This window comes from Pseudomonas sp. (genome assembly GCF_048269965.1).
Classification (GTDB): Bacteria; Pseudomonadota; Gammaproteobacteria; order Pseudomonadales; family Pseudomonadaceae; genus Aquipseudomonas.
The window spans coordinates 105141-122150 of the sequence record NZ_JBLWTV010000001.1; the positions used below are offsets into that span (position 1 = coordinate 105141).

A 17010-nucleotide genomic window follows, 5' to 3' on the forward strand; every position below is an offset into this window, starting at 1 on the left:
AGAGCTTTCAGCAAGAAGCCCGCTCGCGTCTGCCACTAAATTCCGCCCTTCACTTTCGTTACGACCGTTTTTGTCTGCGTCTATTGGTCAGACCAGCATTGCTGGGCTAGACCGAGTAAGAGAGGTTCATGCAGTCGAACGCTGGTGGTAACGCGATTCGGTGGCCGCAGGCGCAAGCCAGGGAGGTCAGGGAAAGTGTCCAGGCACTTGCCGATGCAGTGACGAGGTGGTGGACTTTCACTGCACCGGTATCTGCCTTGATCGTGCCCACTCGATATCGGTGTGACGAGGAAGAGAGACCGGAGCCCCGCATCCGCCAAAGCGGGTGCACTTTGCCAATCAGGGCACGGTGCCCGAGAACAACAAACGAGAGGGGAGCCCCCCAAAATGACAGCTAATACTCCAATGCTCGTCACCTTCGTGGTGTACATCGCAGCCATGGTGCTGATCGGCCTGATCGCCTATCTGCGTACCAAGAACCTTTCCGACTACATCCTGGGTGGCCGCAGCCTCGGTAGCTTCGTTACCGCGCTGTCCGCCGGCGCCTCCGACATGAGTGGCTGGCTGCTCATGGGCTTGCCGGGCGCGATCTTCGTCGCCGGCATCTCCGAAAGCTGGATCGCCATTGGCCTGGTCATCGGTGCTTATCTCAACTGGTTGTTCGTCGCCGGCCGTCTGCGCGTGCAGACCGAGCACAACGGCAACGCCCTGACCCTGCCTGACTACTTCACCAATCGCTTCGAAGACAACAGCCGTATCCTGCGCATCTTCTCGGCGCTGGTGATCCTGGTGTTCTTCACCATCTACTGCGCCTCCGGCGTGGTGGCCGGTGCTCGCCTGTTCGAAAGCACCTTCGGCATGTCCTACGAGACTGCGCTGTGGGCCGGCGCCGCAGCGACCATCGCCTACACCTTCATCGGTGGCTTCCTGGCGGTGAGCTGGACCGACACCGTGCAGGCCACGCTGATGATCTTCGCACTGATCCTCACCCCGATCGTGGTGATGATCGCCACCGGTGGCTTCGATCCGGCCATGGTGGCCATCGAGGCGGTCGACGCCACCAACTTCGACATGCTCAAGGGCGCCACCTTCGTGGGTGTGATCTCGCTGATGGCCTGGGGCCTGGGCTACTTCGGCCAGCCGCACATCCTGGCGCGCTTCATGGCCGCCGATTCGGTCAAGTCGATCCCGGCTGCCCGCCGTATCTCCATGACCTGGATGATCCTGACCCTGGCGGGTGCCGTGGCCGTAGGTTTCTTCGGTATCGCCTACTTCGCGGCAAACCCGGAAGTGGCGGGCCCGGTCGCCGAGAACCCGGAGCGCGTGTTCATCGAGCTGGCCAAGCTGCTGTTCAACCCCTGGATCGCCGGTATCCTGCTGTCCGCCATCCTGGCTGCGGTGATGAGCACCCTGAGCTGCCAACTGCTGGTGTGCTCCAGTGCGCTGACCGAAGACTTCTACAAGGCCTTCCTGCGTAAAGACGCTTCGCAGACCGAGCTGGTCTGGGTCGGCCGCGCCATGGTGCTGCTGGTCGCGTTGATCGCCATCGCCCTGGCGGCCAACCCGGACAACCGCGTCCTGGGCCTGGTGTCCTACGCCTGGGCCGGCTTCGGCGCTGCGTTCGGTCCGGTGGTCATTCTGTCCCTGCTGTGGAAGGGCATGACCCGCAATGGCGCCCTGGCTGGCATGCTGGTCGGTGCCGCCACCGTGATCGTATGGAAGAACTGGATTGGTCTGGGTCTGTACGAGATCATTCCGGGCTTCATCCTCGCTACCCTGGCCATCGTCATCTTCAGCCGTATCGGCCAGGCGCCGAGCCAGTCGATGCTGAACCGCTTCGACAAGGCCGAAAGCGAATACAAGTCGGTGTAACCTTGCCGGCCTGACCAAAGGCGATGACTGCTCGGCAGTCATCGCCTTTTTCGTTACTGGGGTTCTAAGATATGCCCACTCTTTTCCGACGGATGCTTTCATGACCAGCAACGACCCGCTCCATGGCCTGACCCTGCAGGCGATTCTCACCGCTCTGGTGGAGCGCATCGGCTGGGAGGGGTTGGCCCGTCAGGTCGATGTGCGCTGTTTCAAGCACGAGCCAAGCATCAAGTCGAGCCTGACCTTTCTGCGCAAGACGCCCTGGGCGCGGACCAAGGTCGAGGAACTCTATCTGCAGCAATTCAAGTCCTGAGGTCGCTCAGGCCATCAGTTGAATTCGAGTCCCAGCGTCCGCAACGCCTGCCGATAGCTGTTGCCGGCCATGCGCAGGCCGTTGTTGTGGTTGGCGCCGTCGATCAGCAGCAGCTGCTTGGGTTCGTTGGCGGCGGCGAACAGCGCCTCGCTGAAACGCGAGGGCACGTAGCGGTCGTCGCGCCCGTGGGCGATCAGTACCGGGATGCCTACTTCACCGATCTTGCCCAGCGAATCGAACTCCTGCGACAGCAGCCAGCGCACCGGCAGCGAGGTATTGGTTACCGCTGCCGCCACATCACCCAGGTTGGTGAAGCTGGACTCGACGATCAGGCCGGCGGCCTGAGCAGCCTCATCTTCGCCAGCCAGTTCGTGTGCCAGGTTGACCGCCACGGCGCCACCCAGTGAATGACCGTAGATGAAGCGCTTGTCCGCCTCTGGCTGCAGGCGAGCCAGGTGCTGCCAGGCGATCAGGGCGTCCTGGTAGACGCTGCGCTCGGAGGGCAGGGCGCCACGGCTCTGGCCGAAGCCGCGGTAGTCCACTGCCAGTACCGAGAAGCCCATGGCATGCAGCTGTTCGATGCGAAACAGCTGGCCGGTCAGGTTCCAGCGTGAACCATGCAGGTAGAGCAGTGCCGGGGCATCCTTGCGCGCTGCTGGCCACCACCAGGCGTGCAGGCTTTCATCGGCCGTCAGGTTCGCGGACTGCAGTTGCACCTCCTCGAGGCCGCTCGGCAGACCACTGAACCAGCGGGCGGTGCCGGGTTCGATGCGAAACACCAGCTCGCGCTCGGTCTGCTCCAGTTTGGCGCAGCCAATCGGCAGCAATACCAGCAGGCAGGCCAGGATGATCAAGCTCAGGCGACGGCGGCGCAGCAGGGCGAACCAGGATGAGGACATCGGCGATACTCATGAACGGCAACGGATGGTGCTGCCATGGACTGCATATCCGCTGCCGGGTTTCGCCAGCCGCTGGTCGCCGTGGTTACCAGGTATTACCGCCGGCTGATCTGCGCTGCACTCAGCGGGGTGTTGCAGAGCGTGGCGCTGCCAGGTTCGAGATAGGGAGCGAGGAGCGGCGCCATGCCCTTGAGTACCTGTACCGGCAGGGCGGAGGTGAAGGTGAAGCGCTCCGCCTCGCGTCCCGGCACGAACGCGGTCAGGGTGCCGTAGTGACGCGGGCCGAGGAAGAACACGAAGGTGGCCGTGCGGTTCATCGCTCGCGAACTGATCACTCGGCCGCCGGCGCCGACGCTTTCAATGCGGTTGTCGCCGGTGCCGGTCTTGCCGCCCAGGGTCAGGTCACGGCCGTCCTGCAACTGGAAGGTGCCCTGCAGACGCCTTGCGGTGCCGCCTTCGACCACCTGGGAAAGTGCATTGCGCAGCGCGGCGGCAACTTCCGAGGGCATTACCCGTCTGGCTTCGTGGGGGTTGCGCTCGACCCGCGTCTCGTAAGGCGTGTCGGCAGCAAAGTGCAGTTCGTCGATGCGCAGCACGGGTTGGCGAATGCCGTCGTTCTGGATGATGCCCATCAGTTCGGCCAGCGCCGCCGGGCGATCACCGGAACTGCCCAGGGCGGTGGCCAGGGAGGGCACCAGGTGCTGGAAGGGATAGCCGAGGTTCTTCCAGCGTCGGTGAATGTCGGAGAAGGCCTCCACCTCCAGCATGATGCGGATGCGGCTGTCGCGGGCACTCTTGTGCCGGGTGCGCAGCAGCCAGCCATAAACCTCCTGGCGCTCGTCGACGCTGGCAGCCACGGCGTCGCTGAAGGTGGCCTGCGGGTTGTCGATCAGATAGCTCAGCAGCCAAAGCTCCAGCGGATGCACGCGAGCGATATAACCCTGATCCGGCAGGCTGTAGGCGCCAGGGCCGTAGTCCTTGTACAGGCGCGCGATGCGCTGATCGGTGAGTTTTTCCTGTGGCAGTTGCGCCCGCAGGAACGCGGCGAAGCTGGCCTCATCGGCCTGCGGCAGCAGGTAACGGTGTACGGCCCCCAGGCGCACCGAAGTCTGGAGCAGGCCGCTGATGAAGGTCTCCAGACGCTGCTGCGGCGGCTGGCCCTGATATTTGCGCCAGAAACGCAGCAGGAAGGTACGCCCTTCCTGGTCGGCGAAGCGTTGCAGGTATTCCTGGCGGCGTGGGTCCTTGTCGTCCTTGAGCAGTTCGGCGCTGTTCTGATAGGTGCTGTAGCGCACCAGATCGCGCATCAGCCGTACGAACGGCAGATTGATCGACTCGCGCAGGGATTCCCGCAGGGTCGGGTTGCGCCCGTTGTCCTCGCGGCGGAAGTTGCCGAAGGTGTGCAAGCCGCCACCGGTGAAGAAGCGCTCATGCGGGCTGGCCGAATAGCGTCGTTCCAGTGCGGCCTCCAGCATGCTGGCCAGATCGCTGCCGGGGTTGGCCTGCAGATAGGCGACTGCCCAGTGGCTCAGGTAGTCCTGCGCGGCGATCTCGACCTTGCGCAGCTCGGCCGGGCTCTTGTCGGCATGGCGCTGATGCAGCTCGGCGATGATTTCGAGATAGGTCGCCAGTACCCGCAGCTTGGCGGTGGAGCCCAGCTCCAGCTTGCTGCCTTCGTTGATGTCGAACGGCTGATCGGTGCTGTCGGTCTGCACGCGCACTCGACTGCCAGTTGCCGTGCGCTCGAACAGGGTGAAGCTGTAGCGCACCTCGGCGGTCTTTTCCGGGGACAGCAGGCGCTCGCCGAACAGGCCGATCTTGCCGGCGAACTCGGGGTCGGCCAGGCGTTGCAGGTAGGTGCTGGCCTCCTGCTGAAGGTCGCGTTGCAGGGTGCTGCGTGCGGCCAGATCGAGGCGGTCCAGGTCGTACAGGGGCATGCCCAGCAGGTTGGACAGGCGTGAGCGGGCCACGCTGATGCCCTTGTCGCTTTCCACCGGCCGTAGAGTGGGCTCCAGTTGCCAGTCGCGGTATTGCAGCTTCTGCGCAAGCGCCGCGTCACGCAGTGCGGGGTCGATCAGGCCGCCGGCAGCCAGCAGGCGGATATGACTTTCCGTCAGCGCCTCCATCTCCTTGCGTCCTTGCGCCAGGTAGTAGGAGGGACGCCGCTGGGCAATCATCAGCGACAGCACCTGGCGCAGGGCCAGGCCACGTTCAGCCATGCTGGCGTCGGGCGTGCGGGCAGGGTCGAGCAGCGCATTGCTGCGCTCGAAATCCGCGCCATACCAGATACGCAGGCCATCGGCCAGGCCATGAACCTCGCCATGCCCCGGCGCAGCGGACAGCGGTACGCTATTGAGGTAATCGCGCACGATGGTCTGACGTGCTTCGAGGGTCTCTGGTCCCTGTTGGTAGGCACGCACGCTGGCGGAGATCATCTGCCGCAGTTTTTCTTTCGCCGACAGCGTCAGGCCGTCGGGAGAGTGCCGATACTTCTCCAACTGGGTCGCCAGGGTGCTGCCGCCGGCAGACTGGTCCTGCACATCGAGCACCTTGCCGATCTGCGACAGCGCGGCCATGGCGAACCGTGGCCAGTCCACCGCCGGGTTGGCCAGTGGCTGATCGCTATCGAGCAGATGACGGTTCTCGATGAACAGCAGGCTGCTCACCACCAGCGGCGCAATGCCGGCGAAATCGGCATAACCCTGTTGCGGATAGCGGAACTCGTAGAAGGGCGTGCCACGACAATCGCTGATGCTGAGGCCGGTTTGGCTTTTCTCGGCGAAGGGCGGGAACAGGCCGCGACGGCTGTAGGCCATCAGTGCCGGGGAGAAGCGCGCCTGTTCGCTGATCAGGAAGTCGCGTTGCTGTAGGCGCTCCAGCATCAGTGGCAGGTAGGCGTAACCCTGACGTTTGTCGAAGGGGCCATCAGCCGGGTAGAGAATCTCCGGGCTGGGCCCTGGCTCGACACGGTAAGTGAGCGTGGCGGCATAGCGGCTCAATTCACGGGCCTGGAAGTGTGCGCTGCGCAGCTCGAAAAACAGCACAGCGGCTGCAGTGGCCAACACCGATGCCAGTAGCAGGTAAAGCACCAGACGCCAGCGGCGTGGCCGCGGGGCCGGCTTGTCATCGACCGCCGGCAAGACGTTCGACGCAAGGTCACGGTGTTGAGGATCCGATTGCCATAACGCGCCCATATTCCACCGGCTTGGCCTATCTGCTCCACGGAAACACGAGACTGTCACTCGCCGGGATTTACCCCAGGCGCCTCGTCTACTTAGTTATCAGCTTAGCCGCTGTGACCGCGGTTGACCGGCGGCTTTGACGCAAAGCGTGTCGGGGCGGCCCGTTGGCGCTAGACTCGCGTCAACGCACAAATGCAGGGAATCAGCATGCAGCGCGACCACCGAGAACAGCTTCAGCAAAGCTGGCAGGCCAATGCCGATGCCTGGGCCGCTGCGGTGCGTGAGCAACGCATCGAAAGCCGGCGCCTGGTTACCGATGCCGCGATCATCCAGGCTGTCCTGGCGCTGCAACCCCGGCGGGTGCTGGATATCGGCTGTGGCGAGGGCTGGCTGTGCCGGGGCCTGGCCGAGCATGGTATCGAGCCGGTGGGTGTGGATGCCTCGGCGCCGCTGATCGAAGCGGCTCGCGCGGCGTGCGACGGGCGTAGCCAGTATCGCGTCTGTGGTTATGCCGAGCTGCAGGAGCATGCCGAGCAGCTCGGGCGTTTCGAGGTGCTGGTCTGCAACTTCGCCCTGCTCGAAGAGCCGCTGCAGCCTATCCTGCGCAGCCTGCACGATTTGCTGGCGCCGGGGGGTAGTTTGCTGATCCAGACGTTGCATCCCTGGCGGGCCAGCCATGGCGAGCCTTATCAGGACGGTTGGCGGGTCGAGGATTTCGTCGGTTTCGGCGAGGGTTTCCAGGCGCCGATGCCCTGGTTCTTCCGTACCCTGCAATCCTGGCTGACGCTGATCGGCGAAACCGGCTGGCGCCTGGAGTGGCTGCAGGAGCCGTTGCATCCCGAGAGCGTTCAGCCGGTGTCCCTGCTGCTGTTGCTCAAGCCGCTGTGACCATGCAGGTGCTGCTCAATCTCGACGTTCCCGATCTGCCTGCGGCGGTTGCCTTCTACCAGCAGGCGTTCGGTTTCAGTGTCGGGCGTCTGTTGTTCGACGGTACGGTCGTCGAGCTGCTTGGCGCAGCTGTACCGCTCTATCTGCTGCACAAGGCCGCGGCCACTCGACCCTGCCCCGAGGCAGGCGTACAACGTGATTACCGCCGTCACTGGATGCCGCTGCACCTGGATGTCGTGGTCGATGACCTCGATGCAGCGCTCGCTCGGGCACTTGCCGCAGGTGCCCGAGCCGAAGGCGAAATCAACGAACATGACTGGGGGCGGCTGGTCACGCTGAGTGACCCTTTCGGTCACGGGCTGTGCTTGCTGCAATGGCGTGGCGAAGGGTACGACCTGGTCAGAACCCACTTGGGAGAAATCGATGCGCAGAATTGAATTGGCCGGCGTGCAGGTACCGGTGATAGGCCAGGGAACCTGGCGCATGGGCGAAGATGAACGCCAGCGCGCGCGTGAGGTTGCGGCGCTGCGTGAAGGGCTGGATCTGGGCATGAGCCTGATCGATACCGCCGAGATGTACGGCGAAGGCGGCGCGGAACGGGTGGTGGGCGAGGCTATCGCCGGACGCCGAGACGAGGTGTTTCTGGTCAGCAAGGTGTACCCGCACAACGCCAGTCGGGATGGCGTTCAGGCGGCCTGTGAACGCAGCCTGACGCGGCTGGCTTGCGAGCGTCTCGATCTCTATCTGTTGCACTGGAGCGGGCGCTATCCGCTGGCTGAAACGGTCGAAGGCTTCGAGCGCCTGCGTGAGCAGGGCAAGATCGGCGCCTGGGCTGTCTCCAACTTAGACCTGGATGATCTGCTCGAACTGGATCAGGCTGCGTGCCGGGCCAATCAGGTGTTGTACAACCTGGAGGCGCGCGGTATCGAGTATGACCTGCTGCCCTGGCAGCAACGCGTCGGCATGCCGCTGATGGCCTACTGTCCGCTAGGCCAGGCCGGTACGCTGCTGCACGAATCGGCACTGCTCGAGGTGGCCCGGCGGCATGGGGTTACGCCGGCCCAGGTCGCACTGGCCTGGGTGCTCAGGCAGGAAGGTGTGATCGCCATTCCCAAGGCCGTGGGCAGCGCGCATCTGCGCGATAACGCGGCGGCGGCTTCGATTGCCTTGAGTGCGGATGATCTGGTCTTGCTCGACGCGGCTTTCCCGCCACCGCGCCGCAAGCAAGAACTGCAGATGATATAGAGCGCAACGCCGCTCGGTAGGGTGCGCCGCGCGCACCGAGTTTAGCGCAAGGCTGGAGTCCGTCGCCCTCAAGGCCCGACAGGCAGATGCCGGCTGAAGGGTTGGGTGGTGCAGGGCCTGCACTGCCCTGCGACGTCCTGAAGAGCCTGAGTGGGGGCTCAGTTGGCAGGGTCGGCAGCCAGGCGCCCGGCATCCTTGAGCAGTGCCTTGAGGAAGGCATCCTGCAACTCAGGGTCGTTGCGGGTCAGCTCGATCAGGCTTTGCTCCAGCTCGCTGGCCTCTTCTTCCAGGCCAAGATCGGAAAGGCGTTTGACCCGGTGTACCCACTGCTCGACATCGCCGCCTTCGAGGTCATCGAAGATCAGGTCATGCGCTTCACGCAGTTTGCCGCGCAGGGTGTGGCTGACCATAAGGGTCGTTTCCGCACGCGCGACATCGTCGCCAAGGCGATCTTCGACGCTCAGTTGCAGCATGTTCAGGCGCGCGATGTCCTGTTCACTGAACGGGCTGTCGAGCAGGTTGAGGCGCAGCACCCCGCTGCCGTCGGTGAGCAGTTCGAATTGCTGATCGCCCGCCTTGACCTGCACCGGGCGCTCGGACCAGGGCAGGTTGGTGTACTCCATGCGACGGTCCCGCTGCTGTTCCTCGATGCTCGCCAGGTTCTGCTCGGCGCGGCCATTCGACTCGACGTTCATGAAGGGGTTCAGGCCGGCCATGCCGTAGCTGATCCAGCCACGGGTAGCGGTTTCCGGCAGGCTGCCGAGCAGCACGACGTTGAGTATGTTGGCGCCCACGCCCGCAACCACCGCTACCGCGCCCATCGGTACTTCATAAAGCTCGCGCCAGGGCTGATAGGGTGTGTAGCGGTCGTAGCGACGGGTCACCTCGAAGGCTGTGACCTCGTAGCTCTTCTGGTCATGCACGCGCACGCGGCGTTGCGGTAGCTCCAGCACCTTGGGTTCGCCGGCATCGATCTGCAGCTGGTGATCCAGCAGTTTGCGTTCGATACGCTCCTCATGCTCGCTGCGTTGCGGCAGCTGATTGGCGCAGCCGCTGATCAAGAGGGCGCCGCACAAGGCGGCGCCGGTCAGGCGAGGGTTGTTGCTCGTGTGCATGATGTCTCGGTAGGGCGCGATCAGCGGCTGATACGGGCTTGCAGGAAGGGCAGGATATCGGCCAGCGGCACGGCTTGCGCATCGGTTTCGGCGCGGCTCTTGTACTCGAGGTTACCCTCGGCCAGGCCACGGTCGCTGACGACCACGCGGTGCGGAATGCCGATCAGCTCCATGTCGGCGAACTTGATGCCGGGGCTGGTTTTCTTGTCGCGATCATCCAGCAGCACTTCGTAGCCAGCGGCGGTCAGCTCGGCATACAGCTTGTCGGTGGCCTCGCGCACCTGCTCGGTTTCGTAGCGCAGCGGTACCAGGGCGATCTGGAACGGTGCCAGTGCATCGTTCCAGCGGATGCCGCGTTCGTCGAAGTTCTGCTCGATGGCAGCCGCCACCACGCGGGAAACGCCGATGCCGTAGCAGCCCATGGTCAGGGTGACCGGCTTGCCGTTCTCGCCGAGTACCTGGCAGTTCATCGACTCGCTGTACTTGGTGCCGAGCTGGAAGATGTGACCGACTTCGATGCCGCGCTTGATTTCCAGGGTGCCCTGGCCATCCGGGCTGGGGTCGCCGGCGACGACATTGCGCAGGTCGGCAACCTCGGGCAGCGGCAGGTCGCGCTCCCAGTTGACGCCGAAGTAGTGCTTGTCTTCGATGTTGGCACCGGCAGCGAAATCGCTCATCAGCGCAACGCTGCGGTCGATGATGCAGGGAATCGGCAGATTGACCGGGCCCAGCGAACCGGGGCCGGCACCGATGGCGGCGCGAATCTCGGCTTCATTGGCCATCTGCAGCGGGCTGGCAACCTGCTCCAGGTTGGCAGCCTTGATCTCATTCAGTTCGTGGTCGCCGCGCACGATCAGGGCGACCAGCTTGCCCTCTTCGGCGGCGTGCACCACCAGGGTCTTGATGGTCTTCTCGATGGCCAGGCCAAAACCCTGAACCAGCGCGTCGATGGTCTTGGTGTCGGGGGTGTCGACCAGGCGCATCGCTTCGGTCGCTGCAAGGCGCTCTTTCTCGCGCGGGATGGCTTCGGCCTTCTCGATATTGGCGGCGTAGTCGGAGACATTGCTGAAGGCGATATCGTCTTCACCAGAGTCGGCCAGTACGTGGAACTCATGCGAGCCGGTGCCGCCGATGGAGCCGGTATCGGCCTGTACCGGGCGGAAGTTCAAGCCCAGGCGGCTGAATACGTTGCAGTAGGCCTGGTGCATGCGGTCATAGGTTTCCTGCAGGCAAGCCTGGTCGGCATGGAAGGAGTAGGCGTCCTTCATGATGAACTCGCGGCCACGCATCAGACCGAAGCGCGGACGGATCTCGTCACGGAACTTGGTCTGGATCTGGTACATGTTGATCGGCAACTGCTTGTAGCTGTTCAACTCGTTGCGGGCCAGGTCGGTGATCACTTCTTCGTGGGTCGGGCCGACGCAGAACTCGCGATCATGACGATCCTTCACACGCAGCAGCTCGGGGCCGTACTGCACCCAGCGCCCGGATTCCTGCCACAGCTCGGCAGGCTGAATGGCCGGCATCAGCACTTCCAGCGCGCCGGCTGCGTTCATTTCCTCGCGCACCACGGTCTCGACCTTGCGCAGCACGCGCAGGCCCATCGGCAGCCAGGTGTACAGGCCGGAGGCCAGTTTGCGGATCATGCCGGCACGCAGCATCAGCTGGTGGCTGATCACCACGGCATCGGAAGGGGTTTCTTTCAGGGTCGAGAGCAGGAACTGACTGGTACGCATGTTTGGCCGTTCTGTCGGTTGCTAGGGCTTGGAATAGGCCGGCATTGTACGGTGCCTATACAGTGGCGTACAGGACGGGCGCAGGTGCGAAAGTGCTACTGCGCTTGCCGGGGAGGAATGAAGAGTGGGATTGACTGCACTTGAGGTTCAGACCCTGATTCGAGCAGGGCTGCCGATGGCGGACGATATCGATCTGCGGATCGACCGCCTCGATGAAAAGGGTGTGCTGGCGCGCGTGCCTTTTCACGCCAAATTGGTGCGTCCGGGTGGCACGCTATCGGGCCCGACCATCATGGCGCTGGGGGATGCGGCGATGTATGCGGTGGTACTGGGGCGTCTCGGCCGGGTGGAAATGGCGGTGACGTCCAATCTCAACATCAACTTCCTGGTCAAACCCAAACCGGTGGACTTGTTGGCCGAGGCACGAATACTTCGCTTGAGCCGGCGCCAGGCAGTTTGTGAAGTTTCGTTGTATTCGGCCGGGAATGAGAATGAACTGGTTGCACATGTAACGGGGACTTATGCGCTGCCCCTTTGAAACACTGAACCCGAAATAAAGAAACCCGGCCAAGGCCGGGTTTCTTTTATTCCGCTATCGAGTAGCGCTGAAGTTACAGAACGCTCAGCGGGTATTCGACGATCAGGCGGAAGTCGTTCAGGTCGCCTTCGAACGAGTTGCGGTAGAAGGCTTGACGAATGCGGAAGGACAGATCCTTGGCAGCGCCGTCCTGGATCACGTACTTGGCTTCGACGTCGATCTCACGCTCTTGCTCGCTGCTGCCAGTACCCACATCCATATCGGTACCGCGGATGTAGCGGGTCATGAAGCTCAGGCCAGGAACGCCGAACTCAGCCATGTTGATGTCGTAGCGGGCTTGCCAGGATTTTTCGTCTTTCTGGTTGAAGTCGGAGAATTGAACCGAGTTCGCCAGCCAAACGGTACCACCGCCGTCGACGCCGTAATCATAGCCACGGTCACCAGAAGAGCGCTGGTGTGCCAGGGTGAAGGTATGAGCGCCCATGGAGTAGGCAGCTGCCAGGCTCCAGATGGTGTTGTCTTGGTCGCTGGTGGTGTTGGTGTAGCTCTTGTCGTAGTCGGTCTTGTAAATGTTGACGTCGAAGTTCAGAGCCTGTTCTTCGGCCAGCGGCAGGTTGTAGTTGACGTTGCCGTAGTACTTCTTCCAGTAGTCCTCTACATCGGAGGCATGGAAAGCTGCGCTCAGGTCGTCGGTGAAGGAGTAGGAAGCGCCCACGATGTTGGCATACTTCAGGCCAGCTTCACCCTTGCCGTTGATGTCATCGCGGCTGGTGCCAGTCTGGCTGCTCATGGCAGTGAAGCGACCAGCGCTCAGTTCCAGACCTTCGATTTCGTTACTGACCAGGTAAGTACCGGTGGTGACTTCCGGCAGGATGCGGCTGTCGTCGGTGGAGAACACCGGGCTGGCCGTGAACTGGCTGCCGTACTTCAGAACGGTGTCGGAGATACGGAACTTGATGGCGCCGCCAACTTCGGTCTGAGTATCGTCGCCACGACCGTCATCGGTCTGTGAGAACAGGCCATTGCCGTAGCGGCCGCGACCGCTGTCCAGCTTGATGCTGCTCAGGGAGTGAGCGTCGAAACCAACGCCTACGGTGCCTTGGGTGAAGCCGGATTCGTACAGCAGGCGGATGCCCAGGCCGGTTTCTTCACGGTAGCCAGCCGGGTTGGCGGAGGTGCTTGCGCCGTTCGGGCCGTTACGGAAATCGCGGTTCATGTACAGAACGCGATTGAAGATGTTGAAGCTGCTGTCTTCGATAAAGCCGTTGGACTCGGACTGGCTGGAAGCCACGGCCATTTGGCTGGTACCCGCGGCTACTGCCAGGGCGATTACGCTCCACTTCATCACTTGCATCGTGATTGCTCCTTTGGTTTAGAAGAGTTGCGCTGCCCACTGTTTTGTTATATGGGCGGCTCTTTCTTTTTGTGTCGGCGCTAACTTATAGCACGCAGCCAATATTGGCGATAGTTGCAGTCTATTCGTTACGACTTCGTTCATGCTGGTGTCGCATCGCATTAGGAGGAATGTCGCAAATCTGTAGCTCTGCCCTTGCGTTTCGTTATGCCAACGCTTTCGCGGCTCTGAGGTGTCTGGGGGCCGCTGTTATTGATCGACTGCACGGCTCGCCGAGCATTGCTTTCACAGATAGCAAAAGTCGTGCTCAAAACCTGGATGTCCCGCTAAAACCATGATTTTCTGGCATGCAGTGCATTGAGCAGCGACGCTGATCCCGCGTCCGGCGCGGGTTTGCCTGAGCGGTGTCAGTTCTTCGCGTCGGGCCAGCGGCAGGCGATATCGCCTGCGTTCATATTGCTGCCCCGGTAACGCTTGGCGCTACCTATTACGGGAAGAAACAAAATGGTGCACGCCTGCGGTGCGTATGTGTTCAGGCTGCCTTGCGTTGGTGCGTGGTCGGCGGATGAAGTCTCGACTGAGCCAGCGTATGCTGCGCGCCATTGCTCGGCCCTCGCTGGGGCTGTGCTTGATTGATCCGTTCAAAGGAGGAGAGCCGTCATGTTCGCTCTGGATTCGCGTCTGCAGCAGGATTGCCTGCTGGTCGGGGATTTTCCCCTGTGTCGTTTGCTGCTGATGAATGACTCCAATTACCCCTGGTTCATCCTCGTGCCGCGGCGTGAGGAGGTCAGCGAGCTGTTCCAGCTCGACGCTGATGATCAGCGTCAGCTGTGGCAGGAAACCACGCTGCTGGCCGAGGTCCTCAAGGACACTTTTGCCGCCGACAAGATGAACCTGGCCACGCTCGGCAATGTGGTCAGTCAGCTGCATATGCATGTGATCGTGCGTCGACGTGAGGATGTCGCCTGGCCCGCGCCGGTGTGGGGGCGCCATCCTGCGCAGCCTTACGCCGGGCAGCAGGTGCGACGGATCATCGACAAGCTGCGCCTGGTGCTGACCGAGGATTTTCAGTTTGCCGGAGAGCCAGCATGAGCCTCGAGTCGCGGATCATGGAGCTGGAGAGCCGCCTGGCTTTTCAGGATGACACCATTCAGGCGCTCAGCGATGAGCTGGTCGAGCAGAACAGGCGCATCGAGCGGATGCAGCTGCAATTGACGGTTCTGGCGCGACGCCAGGAGGAGTTGAGTGGTCAGGCGGATATTGCCGAAGATGAAGCGCCGCCACCGCATTACTGATATGAAAAAGCCCGGTTTCCCGGGCTTTTCTTTGCGTACCGCTCAGCGCCGCGAAGGGGCTGCTGCGATCACGTCTTCCGCCTGCAGGCCTTTGTCACGCTGCATGACCGAGAACTCCACGCGCTGGCCTTCGATCAGGACGCGGTGACCTTCGCCGCGAATGGCACGGAAGTGCACGAAGATATCGTCACCCGAGTCGCGGGAAATGAAGCCGAATCCCTTGGATGTGTTGAACCACTTGACCGTGCCGGTCTCGCGATCATCTGCAGTCACGCTGGTGCTGACACTGGCTTTTGGCACGGGCGGACGTTGCTCTGCGCTGCGCGGCTGCGTGTTCAGTTGCGCTGCAAGGTTCAGTGCCACGGCGATGACCAGGGCCAGAAGCGGCAGCCAGATGGCGGGTTGGCTACCGATGCTTGGCAGCGGGGCAAGCAGGATCAGGCTCTGTACCACGGCAGCCAGTATCAAGAGAGCCGATGACAGTCCCAGCAGTTGTTGACGCGCAGCGTGGGCGTTCTGTTGCTGCGCTGCGGCAAGCAGGTTGAGCAGGCCGATGAGGGCCAGATAGATGGCATCCGGGGTGGTCAGGAACGAAGTGGAAAAACCGGGTACGGCAGACAGCAGCAGGGCGGCAAACCCTGTCACGAGATGGGCAATCTTCAACATCTTCGATGAACTCACTGATTGAATGATGACTCAAGGTGTTGCGGAGAGAGCGCGCTTGTAAGGGTTGCCAGTCGAACGGCAACGACGCGCGCCGGTATACAGGGTTGGCGACGCCGCAGAACGGTAATGCGGCGTGCAAGGCTATTTAACAGCAAAGGCGGGGGCTTCTCAAATCAAGCGCTTAGCATCGTTTCGCTGGTAATCGGGTGGACCTGATTGCGGCCGGCGCGTTTGGCCTGATAAAGCGCGTCATCGGCGCGGGTGAGCAGGGATTCGAAGGTGTCGCCTTCTTCGGTCATGGTACAGCCGAAGGACGCGGTGATGCTGTCCAGAACCTGGTCCGTTCGTCTTACCTTGATTCTCAGTGACTGGATCTTGTGGCGCAGTCGTTCGGCGAAATCGAGAACTTCGTTGAGGTTGACGCAGTTGCGTAGCACCACGCAGAACTCTTCGCCGCCGTAGCGCGCAGCAAAGGCCTCTGGTGGCAGCAGGTCGCGCAATAGTTGTCCGACGTGTTGCAGTACGCGATCACCCAGTGGATGGCCGTACTGGTCGTTGAACTGCTTGAAGTGGTCGATATCCAGAATCACCAGCGCCAGGCCCTGCTGTGACTCGTTCAGGGCGCGCTCCAGCAGGCGGGTAAAGGCATGGCGATTGAATACGCGGGTCAGGCTGTCGAGCGTTGCTGCCAGATGTGCGCGTTCCAGTTGGCTGCGCAGGTGAGTGATCTCCTGCTGTGCGGCGCGCAGGCGATAGAGGAATTTTTCCTGCTGATCCTGCATCAGCTGGGTGCTTTCCTGCAGTTCGCTGAGCACGCTGGGTAGATCGTCGACGATGGGTTCCTGCAGTGCGCTGAGGCCCTGGCTCAGGCTCTGCTGGTAATGCAGGCCGCCGATCACGCTGCGTGAGACGTCGCCTTCGATATCATCGACCAGCTCGATTACCTGCTGCTGGCCGGCACGGGCTTCTTCCAGCTCGCCGCGGATGATGTAGTCGCGAAACAGCCGGCTGGCGGTTTCCGGCGGGAACACGTCGAAGTCTTCCACCACCTTGTCCAGGCGGCGGTTGAGCTCAGGTTCGCTGCCTCTGCTGTAGGTGTACCACAGCGCGTAGTGCAGCGGATTTGGCGGGATGTCGTGGCGCATCATCAGCGGCACGGCCTGCTTCAGGAGGTCGGCCGCCTTGCGGGTTTCCTCCGGATACAGATCGATGATGCTGGGCGGTTTGGCTGGTTGACTCATGGGTGTCGGAAACTCAATGGCGAATGGCCAGAGCATAGATCAGGGCAAGGCTGCCTGCCTAATGAAAAGGCCCGGATCACCGGGCCTCTGAGTATCTCAAGCAGCGAGCAGGCTGCGCAGCATCCAGGCGGTTTTCTCGTGCACCTGCATGCGTTGGGTCAGCAGGTCGGCAGTCGGCTCGTCGCTGACCTTGTCCAGCAGCGGGAAAATGCCGCGCGCAGTGCGTACGACGGCCTCTTGGCCTTGTACCAGCTGCTTGATCATATCGTCGGCGCTGGGTACGCCTTCCTCTTCCTTGATCGAGGACAGGCGGGCGTAGGCGGCGTAGGTGCCTGGCGCCGGGAAGCCCAGTGCACGGATGCGTTCGGCGATTGCGTCAACCGCCAGGGCCAGTTCGGTGTACTGACCTTCGAACATCAGGTGCAGGGTGTTGAACATCGGACCGGTGACGTTCCAATGGAAGTTATGGGTCTTCAGGTACAGGGTGTAGGTGTCGGCCAGAAGGCGCGAGAGACCTTCGGCGATGGCGGCGCGATCCTGTTCGGCGATTCCGATATTGATTTCCATGGTTTTTCTCCTTTCAGGTGAGCCCAGGGTGTCTATCCCGCAATGTTGGTGAGAGCCTAACACGCAGGGCGTCGAGATGATCTTGGCTTATATCAATGA

At 62.2% G+C, this 17010-nt stretch carries 16 protein-coding genes; 8 read left to right on the forward strand and 8 right to left on the reverse strand.

Features of this window, described 5'->3' with window-relative positions; all coding sequences use genetic code 11:
• Nucleotides 1-387 precede the first annotated feature (387 nt).
• A complete protein-coding gene (gene putP / locus ACN0X6_RS00500; RefSeq protein ID WP_417701204.1) occupies nucleotides 388-1872 on the forward strand; it encodes a sodium/proline symporter PutP in 1485 nt (494 codons plus the stop codon).
• A 100-nt stretch (nucleotides 1873-1972) separates the two neighbouring features.
• Nucleotides 1973-2185 carry a VF530 family DNA-binding protein gene (locus ACN0X6_RS00505; protein WP_160020695.1) on the forward strand — a complete coding sequence of 71 codons (213 nt, stop codon included), beginning with the start codon at nucleotides 1973-1975 and terminating at the stop codon, nucleotides 2183-2185.
• Between the two features lie 14 nt (nucleotides 2186-2199).
• Here ACN0X6_RS00505 and ACN0X6_RS00510 read toward each other — a convergent pair whose 3' ends face one another.
• The gene (locus ACN0X6_RS00510; protein ID WP_417701206.1) at nucleotides 2200-3084 is read right to left on the reverse strand and encodes an alpha/beta hydrolase; all 885 of its coding nucleotides are present in this window, start codon (nucleotides 3082-3084) and stop codon (nucleotides 2200-2202) included.
• A gap of 95 nt (nucleotides 3085-3179) precedes the next feature.
• Nucleotides 3180-6278, reverse strand: coding sequence for a transglycosylase domain-containing protein (locus tag ACN0X6_RS00515; protein ID WP_417701208.1), 3099 nt, complete (start codon nucleotides 6276-6278; stop codon nucleotides 3180-3182).
• Between the two features lie 195 nt (nucleotides 6279-6473).
• On the opposite strand from ACN0X6_RS00515, the gene ACN0X6_RS00520 reads away from it, so the two are divergent.
• From ACN0X6_RS00520 to ACN0X6_RS00530, 3 genes are read left to right on the forward strand one after another with little or no spacing between them, the layout of a single operon-like run.
• Nucleotides 6474-7154: a class I SAM-dependent methyltransferase gene (locus ACN0X6_RS00520; protein ID WP_417701210.1), complete on the forward strand. Its 681-nt coding sequence runs from the start codon at nucleotides 6474-6476 to the stop codon at nucleotides 7152-7154.
• A gap of 2 nt (nucleotides 7155-7156) precedes the next feature.
• Nucleotides 7157-7591, forward strand: coding sequence for a VOC family protein (locus ACN0X6_RS00525; RefSeq protein WP_417701212.1), 435 nt, complete (start codon nucleotides 7157-7159; stop codon nucleotides 7589-7591).
• A complete protein-coding gene (locus tag ACN0X6_RS00530; RefSeq protein WP_417701214.1) occupies nucleotides 7578-8399 on the forward strand; it encodes an aldo/keto reductase in 822 nt (273 codons plus the stop codon). Before ACN0X6_RS00525 ends, ACN0X6_RS00530 begins: the two co-directional genes overlap by 14 nt.
• A 158-nt stretch (nucleotides 8400-8557) precedes the next feature.
• Here ACN0X6_RS00530 and ACN0X6_RS00535 read toward each other — a convergent pair whose 3' ends face one another.
• Both ACN0X6_RS00535 and ACN0X6_RS00540 read right to left on the reverse strand, forming a co-directional pair.
• Nucleotides 8558-9514, reverse strand: coding sequence for a hypothetical protein (locus tag ACN0X6_RS00535; RefSeq protein WP_417701216.1), 957 nt, complete (start codon nucleotides 9512-9514; stop codon nucleotides 8558-8560).
• A gap of 20 nt (nucleotides 9515-9534) precedes the next feature.
• Nucleotides 9535-11250 (reverse strand): proline--tRNA ligase, encoded by a 1716-nt coding sequence (locus tag ACN0X6_RS00540; RefSeq protein ID WP_417701218.1) that lies wholly within the window; start codon nucleotides 11248-11250, stop codon nucleotides 9535-9537.
• Between the two features lie 130 nt (nucleotides 11251-11380).
• Here ACN0X6_RS00540 and ACN0X6_RS00545 point away from each other — a divergent pair, with 130 nt between their 5' ends.
• Nucleotides 11381-11788: a PaaI family thioesterase gene (locus ACN0X6_RS00545; RefSeq protein ID WP_417701220.1), complete on the forward strand. Its 408-nt coding sequence runs from the start codon at nucleotides 11381-11383 to the stop codon at nucleotides 11786-11788.
• A 73-nt stretch (nucleotides 11789-11861) separates the two neighbouring features.
• Here the strand turns inward: ACN0X6_RS00545 and ACN0X6_RS00550 are convergent, their stop codons facing one another.
• The gene (locus ACN0X6_RS00550) at nucleotides 11862-13142 is read right to left on the reverse strand and encodes an OprD family porin (RefSeq protein WP_417701221.1); all 1281 of its coding nucleotides are present in this window, start codon (nucleotides 13140-13142) and stop codon (nucleotides 11862-11864) included.
• 660 nt (nucleotides 13143-13802) lie between these two features.
• Here ACN0X6_RS00550 and ACN0X6_RS00555 point away from each other — a divergent pair.
• Nucleotides 13803-14234 carry an HIT family protein gene (locus ACN0X6_RS00555; protein ID WP_417701222.1) on the forward strand — a complete coding sequence of 144 codons (432 nt, stop codon included), beginning with the start codon at nucleotides 13803-13805 and terminating at the stop codon, nucleotides 14232-14234.
• Nucleotides 14231-14437, forward strand: a complete 207-nt coding sequence (locus tag ACN0X6_RS00560; protein ID WP_417701223.1) for a SlyX family protein — start codon at nucleotides 14231-14233, stop codon at nucleotides 14435-14437. Before ACN0X6_RS00555 ends, ACN0X6_RS00560 begins: the two co-directional genes overlap by 4 nt.
• A 42-nt stretch (nucleotides 14438-14479) precedes the next feature.
• On the opposite strand, the gene ACN0X6_RS00565 is transcribed toward ACN0X6_RS00560, so the two are convergent.
• The 3 genes from ACN0X6_RS00565 to ACN0X6_RS00575 all read right to left on the reverse strand — a co-directional run bounded on the left by ACN0X6_RS00565 (nucleotide 14480) and on the right by ACN0X6_RS00575 (nucleotide 16911).
• Nucleotides 14480-15103: a cold shock domain-containing protein membrane protein gene (locus ACN0X6_RS00565; RefSeq protein ID WP_417701225.1), complete on the reverse strand. Its 624-nt coding sequence runs from the start codon at nucleotides 15101-15103 to the stop codon at nucleotides 14480-14482.
• Between the two features lie 173 nt (nucleotides 15104-15276).
• On the reverse strand, nucleotides 15277-16344 hold the full coding sequence (locus ACN0X6_RS00570) for a GGDEF domain-containing protein (protein WP_417701227.1): 1068 nt from the start codon (nucleotides 16342-16344) through the stop codon (nucleotides 15277-15279).
• A gap of 96 nt (nucleotides 16345-16440) precedes the next feature.
• Nucleotides 16441-16911 (reverse strand): Dps family protein, encoded by a 471-nt coding sequence (locus tag ACN0X6_RS00575; protein ID WP_013714439.1) that lies wholly within the window; start codon nucleotides 16909-16911, stop codon nucleotides 16441-16443.
• Nucleotides 16912-17010 lie beyond the last annotated feature (99 nt).

What these genes read in the sequence shown, in the direction of transcription:
- putP (WP_417701204.1), top strand. Translation starts at nt 388, where the DNA reads ATGACAGCTAATACTCCAATGCTCGTCACCTTCGTGGTGTACATCGCA.
- ACN0X6_RS00505 (WP_160020695.1), top strand. Translation starts at nt 1,973, where the DNA reads ATGACCAGCAACGACCCGCTCCATGGCCTGACCCTGCAGGCGATTCTC.
- ACN0X6_RS00510 (WP_417701206.1), bottom strand. Translation starts at nt 3,084, where the DNA reads ATGTCCTCATCCTGGTTCGCCCTGCTGCGCCGCCGTCGCCTGAGCTTG.
- ACN0X6_RS00515 (WP_417701208.1), bottom strand. Translation starts at nt 6,278, where the DNA reads ATGGGCGCGTTATGGCAATCGGATCCTCAACACCGTGACCTTGCGTCG.
- ACN0X6_RS00520 (WP_417701210.1), top strand. Translation starts at nt 6,474, where the DNA reads ATGCAGCGCGACCACCGAGAACAGCTTCAGCAAAGCTGGCAGGCCAAT.
- ACN0X6_RS00525 (WP_417701212.1), top strand. Translation starts at nt 7,157, where the DNA reads ATGCAGGTGCTGCTCAATCTCGACGTTCCCGATCTGCCTGCGGCGGTT.
- ACN0X6_RS00530 (WP_417701214.1), top strand. Translation starts at nt 7,578, where the DNA reads ATGCGCAGAATTGAATTGGCCGGCGTGCAGGTACCGGTGATAGGCCAG.
- ACN0X6_RS00535 (WP_417701216.1), bottom strand. Translation starts at nt 9,514, where the DNA reads ATGCACACGAGCAACAACCCTCGCCTGACCGGCGCCGCCTTGTGCGGC.
- ACN0X6_RS00540 (WP_417701218.1), bottom strand. Translation starts at nt 11,250, where the DNA reads ATGCGTACCAGTCAGTTCCTGCTCTCGACCCTGAAAGAAACCCCTTCC.
- ACN0X6_RS00550 (WP_417701221.1), bottom strand. Translation starts at nt 13,142, where the DNA reads ATGCAAGTGATGAAGTGGAGCGTAATCGCCCTGGCAGTAGCCGCGGGT.
- ACN0X6_RS00555 (WP_417701222.1), top strand. Translation starts at nt 13,803, where the DNA reads ATGTTCGCTCTGGATTCGCGTCTGCAGCAGGATTGCCTGCTGGTCGGG.
- ACN0X6_RS00560 (WP_417701223.1), top strand. Translation starts at nt 14,231, where the DNA reads ATGAGCCTCGAGTCGCGGATCATGGAGCTGGAGAGCCGCCTGGCTTTT.
- ACN0X6_RS00565 (WP_417701225.1), bottom strand. Translation starts at nt 15,103, where the DNA reads ATGTTGAAGATTGCCCATCTCGTGACAGGGTTTGCCGCCCTGCTGCTG.
- ACN0X6_RS00570 (WP_417701227.1), bottom strand. Translation starts at nt 16,344, where the DNA reads ATGAGTCAACCAGCCAAACCGCCCAGCATCATCGATCTGTATCCGGAG.
- ACN0X6_RS00575 (WP_013714439.1), bottom strand. Translation starts at nt 16,911, where the DNA reads ATGGAAATCAATATCGGAATCGCCGAACAGGATCGCGCCGCCATCGCC.